Origin of the sequence: Agromyces hippuratus (assembly GCF_013410355.1) — a bacterium.
GTDB lineage: Bacteria > Actinomycetota > Actinomycetes > Actinomycetales > Microbacteriaceae > Agromyces > Agromyces hippuratus.
Map to the genome: position 1 here is coordinate 2,943,937 of NZ_JACCFI010000001.1, position 19,127 is coordinate 2,963,063.

A 19,127-nucleotide genomic window follows, 5' to 3' on the forward strand; every position below is an offset into this window, starting at 1 on the left:
GTTACCCTGCTGTGGAGACCTCGACGCGCGGTTTCCCTCCTGGGGCCTGGCGCCGCGTTCGCAGCCAGGCCAGGAAGCTCGACGACACCACCGAGATCACGAGCAGCGCCCCGGTGATGATGTTGATGACGTCGGAGGTCACGTTGGCGAGGCGCAGGGCGCTCGCGAGCACGCCGATCAGCAGCACGCCGGCGATGACGCCGTGCAGCGCGCCGCGGCCGCCGAACACGCTGACCCCGCCGAGCACGACGGCGGCGATGACCTGCAGCTCCATGCCGGTCGCGTTGTCGCCGCGGGCGCTGCCGAAGCGCAGCGTGTAGTAGATGCCGGCGAGCGCCGACACGAAGCCCGCGAGCACGAAGAGGATGAACTTCGTGCGCCCGACGTCGACGCCCGAGAACGCCGCCGTCTCCTTCGAGAGGCCGATCGCGTAGATTCCGCGACCGAACGGGGTGAAGTGCAGCAGCACCGCGAAGATCGCGAGCAGCACGAGGAACGGGATGATCACGAGCGGGATGCCGGTGGCCCCGAGCTTCGCCTTGGCGAGGTCGGTCCAGAACTCGGGGAAGTCGGTGACCGCGGTCGTGCCGAGGAGGCCGACCGCGAGGCCGCGGAACAGTGCGAGCGTGCCGATCGTGACGGCGAGTGACGGCAGGCCGACGACCGTGACGAGGAACCCGTTGATCGCACCGCCGATGCCGCCGACGAGGAGGGCGATGAGCGCCGCGATCTCGAAGGGCATGCCGCCGTGGGTGAGCACTCCGGTGATCACGCTCGAGAGCCCGACGATGCTCGCCACCGACAGGTCGATCTCGCCGGTGATCATGATGAGGGTCATCGGCAGGGCGATGAGCAGGATCGGCGTGACGTCGAGGATCAGGTAGGTCAGCGTGATCGGCTGGCCGAAGCCGCGCACCGTCATCGACGCGACGATCACGACGACGATGAGCAGGGCGATGATGGCCATCTCGCGGGTCAGCAGCACGCGCTTCCACAGCGGTTGGTCGTAGTCGCGGTATCGCCGCACCGATGCCGGAGCGGGCGTGGTCTGGGTGATGCTCGACATCAGCTGTCGTCCCTTGCCTCGATGAGCTTGCGTTTCTGTCGCACCGCGAGCACGCGGTCGAGCACGATCGCGCCGATGATGAGCACGCCGACGACGGCGCGCTGCCAGAAGTCGGGGATGCCGAGGATCGGCAGCGCCCGGTTGATCGTGAGCAGGAGCACCGCGCCGATCGCCGCGCCCCAGACGGAGCCGACGCCGCCGACGATCGCGACGCCGCCGATGACGGCCGCGCCGACCGCGTCGAGCTCCCAGCCGGAGCCGGCCTGCGAGTTGATCGTGCCGTAGCGCGCCGCGTAGAGCACGCCGGCGAGTCCGGCGAGGGCGCCCGAGAGCACGAATGCGGTGAGCAGGCGCCGCGTGACGCGCAGGCCGTAGAGCTCGGCCGCGGCGGGGTCGGAGCCGATCGCGTAGAACTCGCGGCCGCCGCGGGTGTTCTTCATGTACCACCCGGCGATGATGAGCACCACGAGCGCGATGATCGTGAGGATCGGGATCGTCAGGAACTGCTCGGTGCCGAGCGCGAGGAAGCTCTTCGGCAGGTCGGAGGCGTTGATGCGGTCGCTGCCGGTCCAGAGCACGTTGATGCCGCGGTACGCGTAGAGCGTGCCGAGCGTGATGACCATGGCCGGCACCTTCGCGAACGCCACGAGTGCGCCGTTGATGAGGCCGAGCACGCCGCCGAACGCGACCGCAATGACGAAGACCGCGACGATCGGGATGCCGGGGAGGTCGATGAACAGCCGGCCCGTGAGGTACGCGGTCAGGCCGAGCACCGAGCCGACCGAGAGGTCGACGTTGCGGGTGATGAGCACGATCGCCTGGCCGACCGCCACGAGCACGAGGATCGACGGGGTCAGCAGGAGGTCGCGCCATCCGTCTGCGCTGAAGAGGAAGTTCGGGTTCGCGGCGGTCGCCGCGATCACGACGATGACGAGGGCGAGGAGGATCCCGAGTTCTCGGGCCTTGCCGATCGCGCTGACGCGCTTCGTCACGTTCGAGGTGGGGGTGGTGGTCGCGGTGCTCACGAGTGCTGCTCCTCGGCGTGGGTCGCGGCGAACATGACGTTCTCGGATGTCGCGTCGGCGCGGTCGATCTCGGCGGTGATGCGCCCCTCGCGCATCACGAGCACTCGGTCGGCCATGCCGAGCACCTCGGGCAGTTCGGACGAGATCATGAGGATGCCCATGCCCTGCCCGGCGAGTTCGGAGAGCAGGCGGTGCACCTCGGCCTTCGTGCCGACGTCGATGCCGCGGGTCGGCTCGTCGATGATGAGCACGGTGGGCTCGGTCGCGAGCCACTTGCCGAGCACCACCTTCTGCTGGTTGCCGCCCGAGAGGGTTCCCGCGACCGTGCTGAGCGCGTTCGTCTTGACCTCGAGCCGGCTCGCCCAGACCCGGGCGGCGCGGTTCTCGAAGCCCGAGGTGATGATGCCGAACTTCGCGAGCTGCGAGCGGATGGCGAGGGTCGTGTTGCGCGAGACGCTCGAATCGAGCACGAGGCCCTGCTTGCGGCGGTCCTCGGGGACGAGGGCGAGGCCGAGGCGCATCGCCGCGGTCGGGCTCTTCGCCGGCACCGGCGTGCCGTTCAGCCGCACAGAGCCGGCCTGGTAGTGGTCGACCCCGAAGATCGCACGGGCGACCTCGCTGCGCCCTGCGCCGACGAGGCCCGCGAGGCCGACGATCTCGCCCGCGCGCACGGTGAGCGAGATGTCGTGGAAGACCCCGGCGCTCGTGAGTCCCTCGACCTCGAGCAGCGGGCCGCCGATCGTGGTCTCCTGCTTCGGGAAGAGCTCGGTGACGTCGCGGCCGACCATCTGGCGCACGATCTCGTCGACGTTCGTGTCGGCGATGCGGTTCGTCGAGATGTAGGCGCCGTCGCGCATCACGGTGACGGTGTCGCAGAGGTCGAAGACCTCGTCGAAGCGGTGGGAGATGAAGATGAGCGCCCGGCCCTCGTCGCGGAGGCTCCGCGCGATCTGGAAGAGGCGGTCGACCTCGACGCCCGAGAGCGCAGCGGTCGGCTCGTCCATGATGAGCACCTTGGCGTCGAGCGAGATGGCCTTGGCGATCTCGATGACCTGCTGGTCGGCGATCGAGAGGCCGTCGGCGGGACGCTCGGGGTCGATCCGCACGCCGAGCCGCTGGAAGAGGCCATCGACCTCGGCGCGCATGGCCTTGCGATCGATGCGGCCGAATCGGCCGACCGGCTGGCGGCCCATGAAGACGTTCTCGGTGACCGACAGGTCGGGGAAGAGGGTCGGCTCCTGGTAGATGACCGCGATGCCGGCGGCCTTCGACTCGGCCGTGGAGGTGAAGTCGACGTCGGTGCCCTCGAGGCGGAACACGCCGGCGTCGCGGCGATAGAGCCCGGCGACGATCTTCACGAGGGTGGACTTGCCTGCGCCGTTCTCGCCGACGAGGGCGTGGATCGAACCCGCGTCCACCTCGATGGTGCCGGAGCGCAGGGCTACGACGGAGCCGAACGACTTCTGGATGTCGCGAAGTTCGAGCGCCGGAGCGGGCTCGGAAGCGCCGGGGGGAATCGTCATTGATCTGGACCTAAACTGCGGGGGCGGACCCCACGTGGTTGAATCGTTTTAATTCAGGTGAACGTGAGCAATTTACGGCGACCGCGGAACGATGTCAAGTCGTCGAACGGGCCGATGGTACGTTTCACTGCAGAGTTCGCCGACGAGCGTGGGAGAGGCTGGGGAGATGGCGGTGAGTGTCCGAGATGTCGCGGCAGCGGCATCCGTTTCGGTGGGCACCGTCTCGAACGTGCTGAATCGCCCCGACAAGGTGGCGCCGGCCACGGTCGCCCGCGTCACCGCGGCCATCGAAGAGCTCGGCTTCATCCGCAATGACGCCGCCCGGCAGCTCCGCGCCGGGCACAGCCGCTCGATCGGCCTCGTCGTGCTCGACGTGCGCAACCCGTTCTTCACCGACGTCGCCCGCGGCGCCGAAGACCGTGCAGCAGAAGACGGCATGACGATCCTGCTCGGCAACAGCGACGAGAACACCGATCGCGAACGCGCCTACCTCGACCTCTTCGAGGAGCAGCGGGTCGCCGGCGTGCTCATCTCGCCGCTCGCCGACGACCTGCCCCGCCTGCAGCGACTGCGCGATCGCGGCACGACCGTCGTGCTCGTCGACCGCGAGGTCCCCGACCAGAGCTTCTCCTCCGTCTCGGTCGACGACGTGGTCGGCGGCTACCTCGCCGTGCGCCACCTCATCGAGACCGGCCGCACCCGCATCGCCTTCGTCGGCGGACCCGCGGGCATCCGCCAGGTCGCCGATCGCCTGGCAGGCGCGCGCCGCGCCGTCGCGGAATCGGCGGGGGCGACGCTCGAGATCGTCGCGACCGAGTCGCTCACCGTGCTCGCCGGTCGCGCCGCCGCCGCGGGCATCAGGGAGCGCGAGACATCCGATCGCCCCGACGCGATCTTCGCTGCCAACGACCTGCTCGCCATGGGCGTGCTGCAGGCGCTCATGATGCAGGGCGGCATCGACGTGCCGGGCGAGATCGCCCTCATCGGCTACGACGACATCGACTTCGCGTCGGCGGCCGTCGTGCCGCTCTCGTCGATCCGCCAGCCTGCGGCACTCATCGGCTACACCGCCGTCGACCTCATGCTCAAGGAGGCCGGCGGGGAGTCCGCGCAGGAGCGCGTCGTGTTCCAGCCCGAGCTCGTGGTGCGCGAATCGACCGGCGGTCGAAGCTAGGTCTCGGGGGTCCGACCGCCGCAACGTCACACGTCCGGAGTCTTCCTCGACACTGGGTAGTGTGGAATGGCCGCGCGCGACCTGCACCACGTGGCATCCGTTCGACAGAAGGGCGCGCGTTGCCGAACCGCAGCACCATCGAAGACATCTACGCCGACACGCTGCGGCGCAACCCCGGCGAGGTGGAGTTCCACCAGGCCGTGCGCGAGGTGTTCGATTCGCTCGGGCGGGTGCTCGACAAGAACCCGCAGTACGTGCAGGCGTCGATCCTCGAGCGCATCTGCGAGCCCGAGCGGCAGATCATCTTCCGCGTGCCGTGGGTCGACGACGCCGGCCAGGTGCGCATCAACCGCGGCTTCCGCGTGCAGTTCAACTCGGCGCTCGGCCCGTACAAGGGCGGGCTGCGCTTCCACCCGACGGTGCTGCTCGGCACGGTGAAGTTCCTCGGATTCGAGCAGGTCTTCAAGAACGCGCTCACCGGCATGCCCATCGGCGGCGGCAAGGGCGGCAGCGACTTCGACCCCAAGGGGCGCTCCGACGGCGAGATCATGCGCTTCTGCCAGTCGTTCATGACGGAGGCCTACCGCCACATCGGCGAGTACACGGATGTCCCTGCCGGCGACATCGGCGTCGGTGCGCGCGAGATCGGCTACCTCTTCGGCCAGTACAAGCGCATCACCAACCGCTACGAGTCGGGCGTGCTCACCGGTAAGGGCGTGACCTGGGGCGGCTCGCTCGTGCGCACCGAGGCCACCGGCTACGGCGCCGTGTTCTTCACCGAGCACATGCTCGCGACGAAGGGCCGTTCGTTCGACGGAGCCCGCGTACTGGTCTCGGGCTCGGGCAACGTCGCCGTCTACGCGATCGAGAAGGTGCACGCCCTCGGCGGCATCGTCGTCGGCGCCTCCGACTCGTCGGGCGCGATCCACGACCCCGACGGCATCGACCTCGCGCTGCTGCGCGACATCAAGGAACGGCGCCGTGAGCGCATCTCGGTCTACGCCGACGAGCGCGGCGGGCGGGTCAGGTTCCTGCCCGGGGCATCCGTCTGGGACATCGAGAGCGACGATCGCATCGACGTCGCGCTCCCGTGCGCGACGCAGAACGAGATCTCCGAGGCGCAGGCCGTGAAGCTCGTCGCCTCGGGCGTCGTCGCCGTCGCCGAGGGTGCGAACATGCCCACGACGCCGGGCGCACTGCGAGTGCTGCGCGAGGCCGGCGTGCTCTTCGGTCCGGGCAAGGCGGCGAACGCCGGCGGCGTCGCGACCTCGGCGCTCGAGATGCAGCAGAACGCGTCGCGCGACTCGTGGGGCTTCGAGCACACCGAGGAGCGCCTGTCGGAGATCATGGCGGGCATCCACGAGCGCACCGCCGCGACCGCCGACGAGTACGGCGTGCCGGGCGACTACGTGGTCGGTGCGAACATCGCCGGATTCACGCGCGTCGCCGACGCGATGCTCGCCCTCGGCGTCATCTGACCCGTCGCGCCGCGCCGCGTTTGCGTCGCGCAGTCGCGCTGCGCTGCGCCGTCGCGTCGCGTTGCGTCGCGTCGCGTCCGCGTCGCCTCCACGCGCCCGCGTCGCCTCCACGCGCCCGCGTCCCCTCCCATGCTGCCCGTGCGCAGTCACGTGTCCTGCGCTTACCGGCGCGCCTCTGCCATCGAGATGACATCTGCTGTCGGGTCTGCATCACTCGCGCCGACGACTTGTGTCATCTCGATGACGAGCGGGGAGCGGGCCGAGCGGGGAGCGGGCCGAGCGGGGAGGGGGACGAGCGGGGAGCGGGCCGAGCGGGGAGCGGGTCGAGCGGGGAGCGGGGACGAGCGGAGAGCTGGGTCGAGCGGGGAACGGGGCCGGCCTGGGCGCCCGGGGAGGGGCAGGATCGGGGCTAGCTGCGCGGCTTCGGCAGGCGGATCGGCGAGGTGAGCGCCACCTCTTCGGAGAAGTCGGCGGGCACGAGCCGGTCGTTCGGCACGCGTGGCACGAGCTCGCGCTCGCGCTCAGGCTCCGACCCGCGTTCGCGCCTGGCCGCGCGTTCGCGCTCGGCGTCGCGATCCCGGCCGAGCTCCCGCTCGAGCTCGCGTTCGAGGGTGTCGACCTGCAGGGTCGGCACTGCCTGCGTGGTCACGGCTGCGATCGCCGCGGTCGGGGCATCCGAGAACTGCACCGTCGGGCGCCATGCGTACCGCGGATGCCGCGCCAGCCGCATTCCCCGAGACATGACGAGCCAGCCGAGGCCGATGAGCGCCGCGACCATCGCGGCGACTGCCGCGAGCCCGAGCGCCCAGCGCGGACCCATGCCGTCGGCGACGGCGCCGACGATCGGGGCGCCGATGGGCGTGCCGCCCGCGAGGATCGCCATGTACAGCGCCATCACCCGGCCGCGCAGCTCGGGCTCGGTCGTGGTCTGCACGTAGCCGTTCGCCGTCGTGAGGATCGTCACCGCGCCGAGGCCGATGAGGATCGTCGAGGCGGCGAAGGTCCAGTACGTCGGCATGAGCGCGGCGGTGAGCGTCGCGAAGCCGAGGAACGCGCAGGCGAGGATGACCACCCGGATGCGCGCCCGCTCGCGTCGCGCGGCGAGGAGCGCGCCGGTCAACGAGCCGATCGCGAGGATCGACGAGAGCAGCCCGTACTCGCCGGCGCCGCGGCCGAACTCGACGGCCATCGTCGAGGAGAAGATCGGGAAGTTCATGCCGAACGCGCCGATCAGGAACACCATGACGAAGACGACGACGAGGTCTGGCCGGCCCGCCACGTAGCGGAAGCCGGCGACGAACTGGCCCTTGGCGCGGGGCGCGCGGGGGGAGCGCTTCAGCTGCCGACCCTTCAGCATCGCGAGCGCGCCGAGCACCGCGAGGAAGGTGAAGGCGTTGATGATGAAGACCCAGCCCGATCCGACCAGCACGATGAGGAAGCCCGCGACGGCGGGGCCGATCATGCGAGCGGTGTTGAACGACGCCGAGTTCAGGGCGACCGCGTTCGACATGTCGGAGTTCGAGACGAGGTCGGAGACGAAGGTCTGCCGCGCGGGGTTGTCGATGGCGTTCACGAGGCCCAGGGCGAGCGCGAAGAGGTAGAGGTGCCAGAGCTCGGCGTGGCCGAAGACGAGCAGGAGACCGAGCGCGAGTCCGAGCAGCATGAGCAGGGTCTGCGTGACCATGAGGATCTTGCGGCGGTCGAAGCGATCGGCGATGAGGCCGGTGATCGGCACGAGCAGCAGCTGCGGTGCGAACTGCAGCGCCATGGTGATGCCGACGGCGAAGGCGTCGTTGTCGGTGAGTTCGGTGAGCACCACCCAGTTCTGGGCGGTGGCCTGCATCCAGGCGCCGACGTTCGAGACGAGGGCGCCGATGAACCAGATTCGATAGTTGCGGTGGGCGAGGGATCTGAACATTGCACTCACTGGTCGGTGAGCCTCCTGAGGATGGTCGTGGCCTCGGCGAGCGTCTCGCGTTCGGCGGGGGTGAGTGCGGCGAAGCGCTTGGCGAGCCAGGCGTCACGGCGGCGGCGGGTCTCGAGCACGATCGTCTCGCCTGCCTCGGTGGCGGAGACGATGACCTTGCGGCCGTCGTCGGGCGACGCGGTACGGGCGGCGTAGCCCGCGTCGACGAGGCAGTTGACCGTGCGGTTCATCGACGGCGCGGTGACGCGCTCGAGCTCGGCGAGCCGGCCGATGGTGAGCGGGCCCTCGGTCGAGATCCAGCCGAGGGTCGAGAACTGCGAGCCGCTGAGCTCGGTCTCGGTGCGCTCCTGCCTGAGGCGGCGGGAGAGGCGCATGATCGCGATGCGCAGTTCGGTGCTCTGCTCGGCGAGGGTTCGGCGACGAGCGGATGGCGCGCGGCCGGGTGCGTTCGGGGTGGCTCGTTCGACCGGGGCAGGGCGCGAGACATCCGTCATATTGCTTAGTGTAACAAATTAGCCTTGCTAATTACCTGGGTCGATCGCATCAAATCCTGAAATCGGTTTCAAAATCCTGCCCGTCGCCGTATCGTGTCGGTGACGATCGAGGAGGATCATGCGCCATGCCACCACCAGTCGATTCCCGTGGAGTTTCGCGCTCGGGGCATCGGTCCTTCTCGCCTGCAGCGCCTGCGTCGGCGGCGGGGCGGGAGGCGGCCCGGTGAGCGTCGACCCGAACTCCGACAAGCCCTTCGTGCTCGAAGGGGTGGGCAACCTGACCGAGATCGCGAGGCTCACCGGGCCCGACGCGATCAACGACACGGAAGCTGCCGCCGTCGCCGGCACCGACCTCGGCTCCATGGTGAACCTGGGCGAGAAGACGTTCCTGCTCTTCGGCGACACGTTCGGCGACCGCGCCCCCGACGCCTACGGCGGGCAGGGCGGCAACTGGCGCTCGAACGTCTCCGCATGGACGACGGATGACGACCCGAGCGACGGGCTGACGTTCGACGGCTGGGCGCCCGCCGACGACCTCGGCTGGGCGAGTGCGCTCGTCGAGGGCGATCACGACGCGAACGACGGCGCCGGAGAGGTGACGAAGATCCCGACGTATGGCTTCGCCGTCGGCGACACGCTCTACCTCTCGTACATGTCGGTCGCGTTCTGGGGTGAGCCGGGGGCGTGGGACGCGAATTACGCGGGGCTCGCGAAGTCGACCGATGAGGGCGCGAACTGGACGGCGCTCGATGGGCCGCGATGGCCGGGCGACTCGAACTTCATCCAGGTGGCCACCGCGAACGTCGAGGAGGACGGCATCGACTACGTCTACTTCTGGTCGATCCCGTCCGGGCGATTCGGGGGAGTGCAGCTCATGCGCGTGCCGGCGGCGGTCGAGGCGGTCGAGGATGCCGCGGCGTACTCGTACTTCACCGGCACGACCGCCGACGGCGCCCCCGAGTGGGGCAGCGACATGGCGGCCGCGACGACGATCGTCGACGGCACGATCGGCGAGCTCTCGGTCATGTGGTCGGACTACCTCGGCCGGTGGCTCATGACCTACTCCGACGACGGCAACGCGTACATGCGCGAGGGCATCACGCCGTGGGGGCCGTGGGGCGAGCCGATCGAGATGGTCTCCGCGAGCGACTATCCGGGCCTCTATTCGCCGTACATGAATCCGCGGTACGTCGGCGACGGCGGCAGGCGCGTCTACTTCACGCTGTCGCTCTGGGGCCCGTACAACGTCTTCTGGTTCTCGGTGGATCTCGAGCGCGCGGAGTGAGCGGCGGCGTCCTCGTGCGCGACATCGTGAGCTCTTGCGCATGAAATCGATTTCGCGTACGCTGACGCCGAGACGAGATCAGAGGCGATCCGCAGCGGCGGCGCGCCGGTCTGATCGAACCGGACCGGGCTCCCTGACCGGCCACAGCAACGACTCACCGATGAGTCGAGTTCCTGAGGAGGGACGAATGCACAAGAGAATCAGCAGGCTCGCCACCGCCGGCATCGCGGCCGCAGCGGTCGGGGTCATGCTCGCCGGTTGCACGCCTGCGAGCAGCAACACGACCGAAGACGGTAAGTCCAAGGTCGTCTTCTGGCAGCAGAAGTTCGAGGACTACCAGCAGGACTGGTTCAAGGCGCAGGTCGCCGAGTTCAACAAGAGCCAGGATGAGGTCGAGGTCGAACTCCTGGTGGTCCCGGCCGACACCTGGGACCAGAAGCTCAAGGCCGCCCAGGCCGCGGGCAAGGCGCCCGATGTGAAGACCACGAGCTACGGGAACGTCAAGCCCATGCAGGCCAGCGGTCAGATCGCCGATCTCAGCGAACTGATGGACGCAGACGCATTCGACGACATCGCCGAGAACATCGCTCCGTTCGTCACGGTCGACGATGAGGTCTACGCGTACCCGCTGCTCGTCGAGCCGTCGACGGTGCTGTTCTATCGCACCGACCTGCTCGCGGCGGCCGGCATCGACGCGCCGCCGACGACGTGGGACGAGCTCGTGGACGACGCGCGAACGCTCACGACGGGCGATGTCTACGGCATGAACATCGGGCAGACCGCTCCAGATCTCGGCTGGTCGAGCTGGGGGCTCCAGTACAACGTGGCCGGCGACTTCCCGCTGCGCGGCGACTGGTCGGAGGCCTCTGCCGACGATCCCGCCTATGAGGACCTCGCGAAGTTCTACCAGACGCTCTACGCCGAGAAGCTGATGCCGCAGGAGGCGACGTATCCGTACGCCGACTGCTCGTTCTTCGGTGAAGGCAAAGTGGCCATGAGCGCATGCGGATCATGGGCGCTCGGCCAGCTCTCGGCGAACCCCGACTGGGCCGGCGTGTGGGAGAACACGGCCGTCGCCGCCTTCCCGTCGTCCGATGGCGACCCCACGGCGCCGACGTCGACCCTCGGCGGATGGACGCTCACCGTCGATGCCAAGTCGAAGGTGCAGGACGAGTCCGCGGAGTTCGTCCAGTGGCTCCTCGCCGACGACACGGATCGGCTCGTCGACTTCTTCACGGCGACCGGCTTCTCGAAGTATCCGGCGCGCGTTTCGGTCACCGAAGCGCTTGCGGCGACTCCCGAGGCGGCCGACAACCCGTTCCTCGCGACGATCACCGAGGACATCGTGCCCTACGCCAAGGCCGAGCCGTCCTACCCCTGGGATGTCAGCCTCGCCTTCGCGACGAGCCTCGAGAAGGCCATGCGGGGCGGTGACATCCCCGCCGCGATGAGCGAAGCCCAGGCGGCGATCGAGGATGTGATCAAGAAGCAGAAGTTGGCCGGCACCGGCAGCGACTGATTCATCACGTGGGGCGGGTGCTGCCACGCGGCACCCGCCCGACGTTCAGTCCCGACCGAACCCGAAGGAGAACAGCGATGACCATGTCGCCGCAGTCCACCAACCGCCTCGCGACCGCCGCGAGCGTCGCCCTCGAGCCGGAGACCACGGCCCCGGCACGGAAGCGTCGACGCGGAGTCGGGCGTCTGAGTACGCACGTGATGGACAACCGCACCGCATACGTGATGATCGCGCCGATGGTGGTGCTGCTCGGCATCTTCGTCTGGTGGCCGCTGCTGTACTCGTTCTACCTGTCGACGTTCGAGATCAGCTTCTACGAGGAGCCGGTGTTCGTCGGACTGCAGTTCTACGGGTACGTGCTCGAAGATCCCGACTTCTGGCATTCCATCGGCATCGGCGCCACCTACGTGCTGTACACCGTCCCCGCGATCATGATCATCGCGTTCCTCGTCGCGAGCTTCATCCGAACGGTCGGTCGAAAGGTCGCCGGACTGCTGAAGACGACGGTCTACGTGCCCACCGTGGTCTCCGCGGTGATCACGTCGGTGGTGTTCGTCTTCATGTATCGCGCCGACGGCGGCCTCATCAACTGGCTGATCGGGTTCGTCGGGCTCGGCCCGTTCGCCTTCCTCTCCGACCCCGAGCTCGCCCTCCCCGCGATCTCAGTGCCGGGCATCTGGCTCGCCTTCGGAATCACGACGCTCATCATGCTCGCGGGCATGTACGACATTCCGCAGAGCTACTACGAGGCCGCCCAGCTGGAGGGCGCGAACTTCTTCCAGCGCACGTGGTTCATCACGATCCCGCTCATGAAGAACGTATTGCTCTACCTGCTGGTCACGGCGACGATCGCGGGCATGCAGCAGTTCGAGCTTCCGCTCATCATGACGCAGGGCGGTCCGACGAACTCGACCATGACCCCCAACCTGTTCATCTTCAACCAGTTCAAGGACCCCACCCCGTACGCCACGAGCTTCTCGCTGACGGCGGCGCTCATCCTCTTCTTCGTCCTGGGTGGCATCAGCATGCTGATCTTCCGCCTCATCCGCTCCGACAAAGCGATCGACGCATAGGAATCTCGAAATGAAGGCCTCTCTCGGGCGACGCGTCGCCACCTACTCACTCGCTGCGCTCATCGTCATCAGCACCACGCTCCCGCTCGCGTGGATGCTCATCTCGGGATTCAAGGGTCGGAACGAGGTGTTGCGGACTCCGTTCCAGTTCTTCCCCGACGTCTGGATGTGGCAGAACTACGCCGCGATCCTGCAGGATCCCGCGTTCCTCCAGTCGATGGCGCTGACCTTCGCCGGCGCACTCCTCTTCACACTGCTCAGCCTCGTCGTGAACTCGATCGCCGCGTACGCGTTCGCCCGGCTCGACTTCCGGGGAAAGCGATTCTGGTGGGTCTACTGCATCACGCCCATGTTCATCCCCGGCATGGCGATCCTGCTGACCTCCTACGTCGTGGTGTCGAACCTCGGCATGCTCAACACCCTCGCCGTCCTGATCATCCCCGGTGCCGCCTCGGCAGTGCAGATGTTCTTCATCCGGCAGTTCTACCTGAACACCCCGCTCGCCATCGAGGAAGCGGCCCTGATCGACGGCGCCGGCCGCTGGCGCATCTTCTGGTCGATCTTCCTTCCGCAGTCGCAGGGTGTGTTCGTCGTCGTCGGGGTCGGCTCGTTCCTGGCCTACTGGAATGCCTATGTCTGGCCGATCCTGACGATTCAGGATCCCGGCCTGCAGCAGATCATGCAGTACATCGCGGGCTTCCGCTCGGAACGCGGGAACGAGTGGGGGCTCCTGATGGCCGGGTCGACGCTCGCAGCCCTGCCCACGATCCTCCTCGTGCTGATCTTCCAGCGATACATCGTCAATGGCGTGCGGCTCGCCGGAATGAAGTAGCCCGCAACCTCGCGAACCTCCACCGACAGGGAGATGCACCGATGCAACCCGTACGAAGGACCTCCGCCATCCTCGCCGCCGTCGGCGCGCTCGTGATCGGCGTGATCGCGCCGATCGGCGCAGCCGCGGCACCGCTCGCTCCTGCGGAGCGCGCGGTCGCCGAGCCGTCCCCCGACCATTCACCAGCTGTGCTCGTCAGCAAGACGACGGGGCCGAAGTCGCTGAGCGCCACCGACACCCGGTGGGCAGTGACGGGCACCGACCTCGGCATCATGTGGGACAACGGCTCGGGCGAGGTGCTCACCGCGTTCGGCGACACGTTCGGCGACTGGAACGGGCCGGGCGGCGGTGGCGGCGACTGGCGCTCGAACGTGCTGCTGCGCAGCAGCGACACCGATCTCTCCGACGGCATGACGTTCGACTCGGCGGTCGAGGACGCCCCCGGTCACGCCGGCGAGATCATCCCGTCGCTGAAGATCAACGGCCAGGAGATGACGACGATCCCGACGGCCGGCATCTCCGTGGGCGATCGGCAGTACCTCGCCTTCATGTCGGTGCGCCAGTGGGGTGCGCCGGGCGCGTGGGACACGAACTTCAGCCGCATCGCCTACTCCGACGACGACGGCGAGACCTGGAACTCGACCGACGGACCGGAGTGGGCGAACACCGCCGACGGTCAGCACCCGTTCCAGATGGTCGCGTTCGAGCGTCATGACGGCTTCGTCTACATGTTCGGCACTCCCAACGGGCGATTCGGTGCGGTGCACGTCGCACGCGTTCCCGAGGCATCCGTGCTCGACAAGTCGGCCTACTCGTACTGGACCGGGTCGAGCTGGGTGCTGGGCGACGACACCGCCGCGGCGCCGATCGTGCCGCCGAACGCCGCCGAGCTCTCGGTGCGATACAGCGAGCACACCGGCGGCTGGCTGATGACCTACCTGAACGAGGACCTCGACCTGGTGCTGCGCACTGCGCCCTCGGCCGAGGGGCCGTGGAGCGATACGCAGCGGCTGGCGAGCTTCGCCGACTACCCGGGCCTGTACGGCGGCTACCTGCATCCGTGGTCGGAGGACGGCGAGCTGTACTTCGCGCTGTCGCAGTGGGACCCCTACAACGTCTACCTGATGCGCGCCGAGATCGACGAGAGCGGTGCCGTCGTGAACCCGAACCTCATCGAGGACCCCGGGTTCGAGCGGGCCGTCGACGGCGCCATGCCGGCGCCGTGGGCGTGCACCGGCAACTGCGGCATCGACGTCAACCACGCGTGGGCGCACGGCGGCAGCAAGCAGGGCTGGATGCGTCACAACGCCGGGTGGATCGACATCCACCAGGATGTCGCGGTCGAACCGAACACCACGTACACCTTCACCGGCTTCGTCGTGACCGGTGGCGCTCCCGCTCCCGGTTCGATCGGGGTGCGCGAGCTCGGCGCCGGCGGATCGACGCTCGCCGAGGCATCCTTCGAATCGGTCGGTGCGTACACGCGGTACTCGGTGACCTTCCACAGCGGCGATCGCACGTCGGTGCAGGCCTTCGTCGGCACGTACCTGAACGGCGACCGCTGGGTGCAGACCGACGACCTCTCGCTCGTGAAGGCGAAGGAGCAGTTGCCGGGGCTGACGGTCACGGCCTCCTCCGATCCGGTCGCCGGCTCCGAGGTGGTGCGCGACGACGTCGTGACGTACACGGTGCAGGCGTCGACCGACAGCACGAAGCCGGAGCCGGTCACCCTCGCGGTCGAACTCGCCGGCCTCATCGACGACGCGTCGCTGGACGCCGCGTCGGTGCGCTCCTCGATCGGCGAGGCGGTGCTCGACGGCTCGGTGCTGCGCTGGTCGGGCGAGATCGCACCCGACGAGCGGCTTGACCTCGGCTTCGCCGCGACCGTGCGGCGCGATGCGTCGCGCGGCGATTCGGAGCTCGTCGTCACGACGGCGGCCGAGGCGGAGCGGGCGATCCTGACGTCGTGCGCGGGCTGCGAGCTCAGCCTCTCCGCGGTGCACTACGACCCTCGGCCGCCGCGTCCCGAGTTCCCCGACAAGCCGGGCAAGCCCGACAAGCCGGGCAAGCCCGGCCGCCCCTGACGGTGGGAGCTCGCAGGGGGAGGGCTGACGGAGGCCGCGGGCGCCCCGGCCGGCCGGTCGAATGAGAACGAAGTCTCGGAGGCGGGTTCGGGCGGGTTACTAGCCGCCGATCGCGTCGCCAAGTCCGGTGATGACCCGGTCCAGCCCGTACTCCCATGCCCTCTCGGCATCGTGCGGGCCGCCCATCGCCTCCCCGGCCGCGCGACCGACCCGTTGCGCGAGTGCGAAGTCGTCGCCCACGTAGCCGGCCAGGCTTGCGACCGACTCCTCCCAGAGCTCGCCGAACTCGCGGGTTCCAGGCCGCGCCACGATTCTCGAGGCCGACGACCGCACGAAGTCGAGCACGAACGTCAGCGCCGCATCGCGATGGATGTCGTCGATCGACGTGCCGTCGAAGGCGCGCAGCTCGTGGTCGTACTTCGCGATCGTCCCGGGGCCGAGGGCAGTGCGCGGGTCGTCGACGTCGAGCAACCACGGGTGGGCGCGCAGGAGCGCGAGGTTGTCGTCGGCGACCCGGCGCACCCGAGTGCGCCACGCCGCCCGCCCGAACAGTGTCGGTGTCATGCGCGCGTACGCGTGGTCGGCCATCAGCACGAGCAGGTCGTCGCGGCTGTTGACGTGGGTGTACACCGACATCGCCGTCATCTCGAGCGACTGCGCGAGCGCGCGCACGGTGACGGCGGTGAGGCCGCCCTCGTCGGCGAGGGCGATCGCGCGTGCGACGACGTCGCCGGTCGAGTAGCGCGCCCTGGGTCCACGGCTGCCGCCCGCCGGCGAACTCGGGCGGTCGCGCCACAACAGGTCGACCAAGGGTCTGGGCATCGCGGGGCCTTCCTCGGAATACTTCCACAACATTGTACGTTGTATAGTGTGCTGTACGCCGTACAGGGTTACTGACAGGAGACTCGATGAACATCACCCAGACCGCTCTCTCGCTGAACGTCGCCGACGTCGACGCCTCGGCGGGCTTCGCCGAGTCCTTCTTCGGTTACGAGGCGGCCATGGCGGCCGACGGGTTCGTCTCGCTTCGGCATCCCGACTCGAACACGAACCTGATCTTCCTGGCCACGGGTCTGTCCACCTTCAAGCCGAGCGAGATCGCGGGCTCAGCGGGGCAGGGGCTGTTGCTCGTCTTCGTCGTCGACGACCTCGACGGCGAGTTCGCGCGCATCGAGGCGGCCGGCGCCCGAGTCGTGACACCTCCGGAGACCGAGCCGTGGGGTGAGCGCTTCTGCCAGTTCGCCGATCCGAACGGGCTCATCTGGCAGCTCGTGCAGTGGGTCGACCAGCCCGCCTGAGCAGCGAGGGGGTGGCGTGCTTCGCGCCGGCTCCCTCGCCTGCGGGCCCACCCCGCCCCGCTCAGTCCTTCGGCGCGCGCGGCGGCATGGCGCCGATGTCGGGCACCGGCGCGGTGCCCAAGTGCACCTCCATGTCGTCGGCGGTCGGCGACTTCGGGCGCCGGGCGGTGGGGCGGTCGAGGTAGAAGAGCGCCGTCGAGGCGATGTCGTCGCGGAGCGGGAGGTAGCGCCATCCGCTGCGCCATCCGAGCGCCTGGATGTCGACCTTGGGGATGCCGGTCGCGAAGAAGATCGGGTCGAGCAGGTGCCAGCGGTACATGCCGAAGCGCTGCTGGCTGACGTAGAGGCCGTCGGGGCGGATCACCTGCGGCATGCCGAGGTAGGGGGTCGAGAACTCGGAGTAGCCCTGGCCGGGGATGTCGAAGTTCCAGGCGCCGCCGAAGTAGTCCTCGGTGCCGGTGCCGCAGATCGTGGGGTGGTCGGTGTCGTCGTCGAGGTAGAACTTGATCTCGCCCTCGCCCCACCAGCCGTTGGAGTTCGCGCCCCACGCGAGGTAGGTGCCGACGTACTGACCCTGCCCCTCGATGCCCTCGAGGATCGTGTGCGGCACGAGCTCCTCGAGCGGGTTCGATCGGCGCCACTGCGCGTGGAAGTAGCCGTCGGCCGAGTAGTCGCCGCCGATCTCGTAGGTCACCTGGTAGTAGACGCGCACGTCGACGACCGAGGTGTTCTCGATCGTGAGGCGTGCGCCCTGCTTGAACGGCATCGGCCAGTACGAGTTGAAGCCGCCGTGCGGGTTCGCGGCGATCGTCTGCGAGTTCACCTGTGCGAACACGCCCCAGCCGTTGCAGAAGAAGTCGCCGTACGGCACCTCGACCGCGGGCTCCTCCGCGCCGTCCCAGTACGCGCGCAGCACGAGCGTGCGCCAGTTGTCGGTGTGGGTCGTGATCCAGATGTGCGTGATCCTGCCCGGGCCGTCGATCGTCGCGAGGTCGAAGGTCTCACCGGCGTTGATGTCGACGCTCGGCGAGATCTTCCAGCCGGGGCCGAGATCGCGGGCAGCGGATGCCCCGGTGCCCTCGGTCGCGCGAGCGCCGCCGCCGACCGCCCCGTCGAAGTTCTCCGGCGAGATCGAGCGCGTCTGCAGTCGGCGCAGCGCCGAGATCGACGAGAGATCGGGACTGTGCGGGTGTGGGGCGTTCACGATCGGCCACTTCCTCGTGTCGGCGCGGCACGTGCCAACGCTGCTGGAATCGATTTCAACACTGTATGGTTGCCTCACCGGCATGTCAACGCGAGCCGGCGCAGGGCAGGGCGCATGGCGACGATCTACGAGGTGGCGAAGCTCGCCGGGGTGTCCCCGGCGACGGTCTCGCGCGTCTTCAACGGGGTGGCGGTCTCCGACGAGAAGTCGGCCGCGGTGCGAGACGCAGCGAAGCAGCTGAGGTTCACCCCCAACCGCACCGCCCGTACCCTGCGCAAGCAGGAGTCCGAGGTCATCGCGCTCGTCATCCCCGACATCGAGAACCCGTACTTCACCGAACTCGCCCGTGGAGTCGAAGACGTCGCGCAGAAGGCCGGCTACTCGGTCGTGCTCTGCAACACCGACTCCCAGCTCGACAAGGAGGCGACCTACCTCCAGATCGCGATCTCCGAGCACATGGCGGGCGTGATCCTCGCCGCGGCATCCGACCAGACCGATCTCGACGACATCCGCGCGGCAGGCCGGCCGGTCGTCGCGGTCGACCGCGGCACCGGCTACGACATCGACGGCGTGGTCATGGCCAACCGCACGGCGGGCCAGGCCGCGACCGAGCACCTCGTGCAGGCCGGGTATCGGCGCATCGCGTGCATCACCGGCCCGGAGCACATCGAGACGGCAGCCGAGCGCGCACAGGGCTGGCGCTCGGTCATGACGCGGCAGCTCCCCGAGGTCGACGTCGACGAGCTGCTGCGCTACTCGACCTTCCGGGTCGACGGCGGCCGGGAGTCGATGGAGGCGCTGCTCGCGCTTCCCGAGCCGCCCGACGCGGTTGTCGCGGCCAACAACCTGCTCGGCGTCGGCGCGATCCAGGTGCTGACCGAGCACGGGCTCACCCCGCCGAAGCTCGGGGTCGCCGTCGTCGGCTCGCTGCCGTTCACGACCCTGTCGCCGAGCGCGGTCACCGTCGTGAAGCTCCCGGCGCGGCACATGGGTGTGACCGCGGCGAAGATGCTGCTCGAGCGCATCTCGGGCGACGACCAGCAGGCGCGCACGGTCGTGCTCCGCGGCGAGGTGCAACCGGCCAGGCCGGCCGGCGAAGCGCCGGGTTCCACCACCTCGAAGTGACGATGCCGGGCTCGAGGGGC

The 19,127-nt window shown here is 68.9% G+C and carries 16 protein-coding genes; 9 read left to right on the plus strand and 7 right to left on the minus strand.

What is annotated here, in order from left to right:
• Position 1 precedes the first annotated feature (1 nt).
• Genes BJY17_RS13750 through BJY17_RS13760 form a run of 3 tightly spaced genes read right to left on the minus strand, consistent with a single transcriptional unit; the run spans position 2 to position 3,614 of the window.
• On the minus strand, positions 2–1,066 hold the full coding sequence (locus tag BJY17_RS13750; protein ID WP_179551853.1) for an ABC transporter permease: 1,065 nt from the start codon (positions 1,064–1,066) through the stop codon (positions 2–4).
• Positions 1,066–2,091, minus strand: a complete 1,026-nt coding sequence (locus BJY17_RS13755) for an ABC transporter permease (RefSeq protein WP_179551854.1) — start codon at positions 2,089–2,091, stop codon at positions 1,066–1,068. Before BJY17_RS13755 ends, BJY17_RS13750 begins: the two co-directional genes overlap by 1 nt.
• On the minus strand, positions 2,088–3,614 hold the full coding sequence (locus BJY17_RS13760) for a sugar ABC transporter ATP-binding protein (protein ID WP_179551855.1): 1,527 nt from the start codon (positions 3,612–3,614) through the stop codon (positions 2,088–2,090). Before BJY17_RS13760 ends, BJY17_RS13755 begins: the two co-directional genes overlap by 4 nt.
• A 166-nt stretch (positions 3,615–3,780) precedes the next feature.
• On the opposite strand from BJY17_RS13760, the gene BJY17_RS13765 reads away from it, so the two are divergent.
• A complete protein-coding gene (locus BJY17_RS13765; protein ID WP_179551856.1) occupies positions 3,781–4,788 on the plus strand; it encodes a LacI family DNA-binding transcriptional regulator in 1,008 nt (335 codons plus the stop codon).
• A gap of 119 nt (positions 4,789–4,907) precedes the next feature.
• The gene (gdhA, locus tag BJY17_RS13770) at positions 4,908–6,266 is read left to right on the plus strand and encodes an NADP-specific glutamate dehydrogenase (protein ID WP_179551857.1); all 1,359 of its coding nucleotides are present in this window, start codon (positions 4,908–4,910) and stop codon (positions 6,264–6,266) included.
• A gap of 409 nt (positions 6,267–6,675) precedes the next feature.
• On the opposite strand, the gene BJY17_RS13775 is transcribed toward gdhA, so the two are convergent.
• The gene (locus tag BJY17_RS13775) at positions 6,676–8,184 is read right to left on the minus strand and encodes an MFS transporter (RefSeq protein ID WP_179551858.1); all 1,509 of its coding nucleotides are present in this window, start codon (positions 8,182–8,184) and stop codon (positions 6,676–6,678) included.
• 5 nt (positions 8,185–8,189) lie between these two features.
• Positions 8,190–8,687, minus strand: coding sequence for a MarR family winged helix-turn-helix transcriptional regulator (locus tag BJY17_RS13780; RefSeq protein WP_179551859.1), 498 nt, complete (start codon positions 8,685–8,687; stop codon positions 8,190–8,192).
• A gap of 118 nt (positions 8,688–8,805) precedes the next feature.
• Here BJY17_RS13780 and BJY17_RS13785 point away from each other — a divergent pair, with 118 nt between their 5' ends.
• From BJY17_RS13785 to BJY17_RS13805, 5 genes are all read left to right on the plus strand, one after another.
• Complete coding sequence (locus BJY17_RS13785) at positions 8,806–9,972, plus strand: DUF4185 domain-containing protein (RefSeq protein WP_179551860.1); 1,167 nt, start codon at positions 8,806–8,808, stop codon at positions 9,970–9,972.
• 187 nt (positions 9,973–10,159) lie between these two features.
• Positions 10,160–11,491, plus strand: coding sequence for an ABC transporter substrate-binding protein (locus BJY17_RS13790; protein ID WP_179551861.1), 1,332 nt, complete (start codon positions 10,160–10,162; stop codon positions 11,489–11,491).
• Positions 11,492–11,568: 77 nt separating this feature from the next.
• Complete coding sequence (locus BJY17_RS13795) at positions 11,569–12,564, plus strand: carbohydrate ABC transporter permease (protein WP_246303737.1); 996 nt, start codon at positions 11,569–11,571, stop codon at positions 12,562–12,564.
• A 10-nt stretch (positions 12,565–12,574) separates the two neighbouring features.
• The gene (locus BJY17_RS13800; RefSeq protein WP_179551862.1) at positions 12,575–13,396 is read left to right on the plus strand and encodes a carbohydrate ABC transporter permease; all 822 of its coding nucleotides are present in this window, start codon (positions 12,575–12,577) and stop codon (positions 13,394–13,396) included.
• A 41-nt stretch (positions 13,397–13,437) separates the two neighbouring features.
• Complete coding sequence (locus BJY17_RS13805; protein ID WP_179551863.1) at positions 13,438–15,480, plus strand: DUF4185 domain-containing protein; 2,043 nt, start codon at positions 13,438–13,440, stop codon at positions 15,478–15,480.
• Positions 15,481–15,579: 99 nt separating this feature from the next.
• Here the strand turns inward: BJY17_RS13805 and BJY17_RS13810 are convergent, their stop codons facing one another.
• Complete coding sequence (locus BJY17_RS13810; protein ID WP_179551864.1) at positions 15,580–16,302, minus strand: TetR/AcrR family transcriptional regulator; 723 nt, start codon at positions 16,300–16,302, stop codon at positions 15,580–15,582.
• A gap of 86 nt (positions 16,303–16,388) precedes the next feature.
• Here BJY17_RS13810 and BJY17_RS13815 point away from each other — a divergent pair, with 86 nt between their 5' ends.
• The gene (locus BJY17_RS13815; protein ID WP_179551865.1) at positions 16,389–16,778 is read left to right on the plus strand and encodes a VOC family protein; all 390 of its coding nucleotides are present in this window, start codon (positions 16,389–16,391) and stop codon (positions 16,776–16,778) included.
• Between the two features lie 61 nt (positions 16,779–16,839).
• Here BJY17_RS13815 and BJY17_RS13820 read toward each other — a convergent pair whose 3' ends face one another.
• The gene (locus tag BJY17_RS13820) at positions 16,840–17,982 is read right to left on the minus strand and encodes a glycoside hydrolase family 172 protein (RefSeq protein WP_179551866.1); all 1,143 of its coding nucleotides are present in this window, start codon (positions 17,980–17,982) and stop codon (positions 16,840–16,842) included.
• A gap of 114 nt (positions 17,983–18,096) precedes the next feature.
• On the opposite strand from BJY17_RS13820, the gene BJY17_RS13825 reads away from it, so the two are divergent.
• Positions 18,097–19,107, plus strand: a complete 1,011-nt coding sequence (locus BJY17_RS13825; protein ID WP_179551867.1) for a LacI family DNA-binding transcriptional regulator — start codon at positions 18,097–18,099, stop codon at positions 19,105–19,107.
• Positions 19,108–19,127 lie beyond the last annotated feature (20 nt).

What these genes read in the sequence shown, in the direction of transcription:
- BJY17_RS13750 (WP_179551853.1), bottom strand. Translation starts at nt 1,066, where the DNA reads ATGTCGAGCATCACCCAGACCACGCCCGCTCCGGCATCGGTGCGGCGA.
- BJY17_RS13760 (WP_179551855.1), bottom strand. Translation starts at nt 3,614, where the DNA reads ATGACGATTCCCCCCGGCGCTTCCGAGCCCGCTCCGGCGCTCGAACTT.
- BJY17_RS13765 (WP_179551856.1), top strand. Translation starts at nt 3,781, where the DNA reads ATGGCGGTGAGTGTCCGAGATGTCGCGGCAGCGGCATCCGTTTCGGTG.
- BJY17_RS13775 (WP_179551858.1), bottom strand. Translation starts at nt 8,184, where the DNA reads ATGTTCAGATCCCTCGCCCACCGCAACTATCGAATCTGGTTCATCGGC.
- BJY17_RS13780 (WP_179551859.1), bottom strand. Translation starts at nt 8,687, where the DNA reads ATGACGGATGTCTCGCGCCCTGCCCCGGTCGAACGAGCCACCCCGAAC.
- BJY17_RS13785 (WP_179551860.1), top strand. Translation starts at nt 8,806, where the DNA reads ATGCGCCATGCCACCACCAGTCGATTCCCGTGGAGTTTCGCGCTCGGG.
- BJY17_RS13790 (WP_179551861.1), top strand. Translation starts at nt 10,160, where the DNA reads ATGCACAAGAGAATCAGCAGGCTCGCCACCGCCGGCATCGCGGCCGCA.
- BJY17_RS13795 (WP_246303737.1), top strand. Translation starts at nt 11,569, where the DNA reads ATGACCATGTCGCCGCAGTCCACCAACCGCCTCGCGACCGCCGCGAGC.
- BJY17_RS13800 (WP_179551862.1), top strand. Translation starts at nt 12,575, where the DNA reads ATGAAGGCCTCTCTCGGGCGACGCGTCGCCACCTACTCACTCGCTGCG.
- BJY17_RS13805 (WP_179551863.1), top strand. Translation starts at nt 13,438, where the DNA reads ATGCAACCCGTACGAAGGACCTCCGCCATCCTCGCCGCCGTCGGCGCG.
- BJY17_RS13810 (WP_179551864.1), bottom strand. Translation starts at nt 16,302, where the DNA reads ATGCCCAGACCCTTGGTCGACCTGTTGTGGCGCGACCGCCCGAGTTCG.
- BJY17_RS13815 (WP_179551865.1), top strand. Translation starts at nt 16,389, where the DNA reads ATGAACATCACCCAGACCGCTCTCTCGCTGAACGTCGCCGACGTCGAC.
- BJY17_RS13825 (WP_179551867.1), top strand. Translation starts at nt 18,097, where the DNA reads ATGGCGACGATCTACGAGGTGGCGAAGCTCGCCGGGGTGTCCCCGGCG.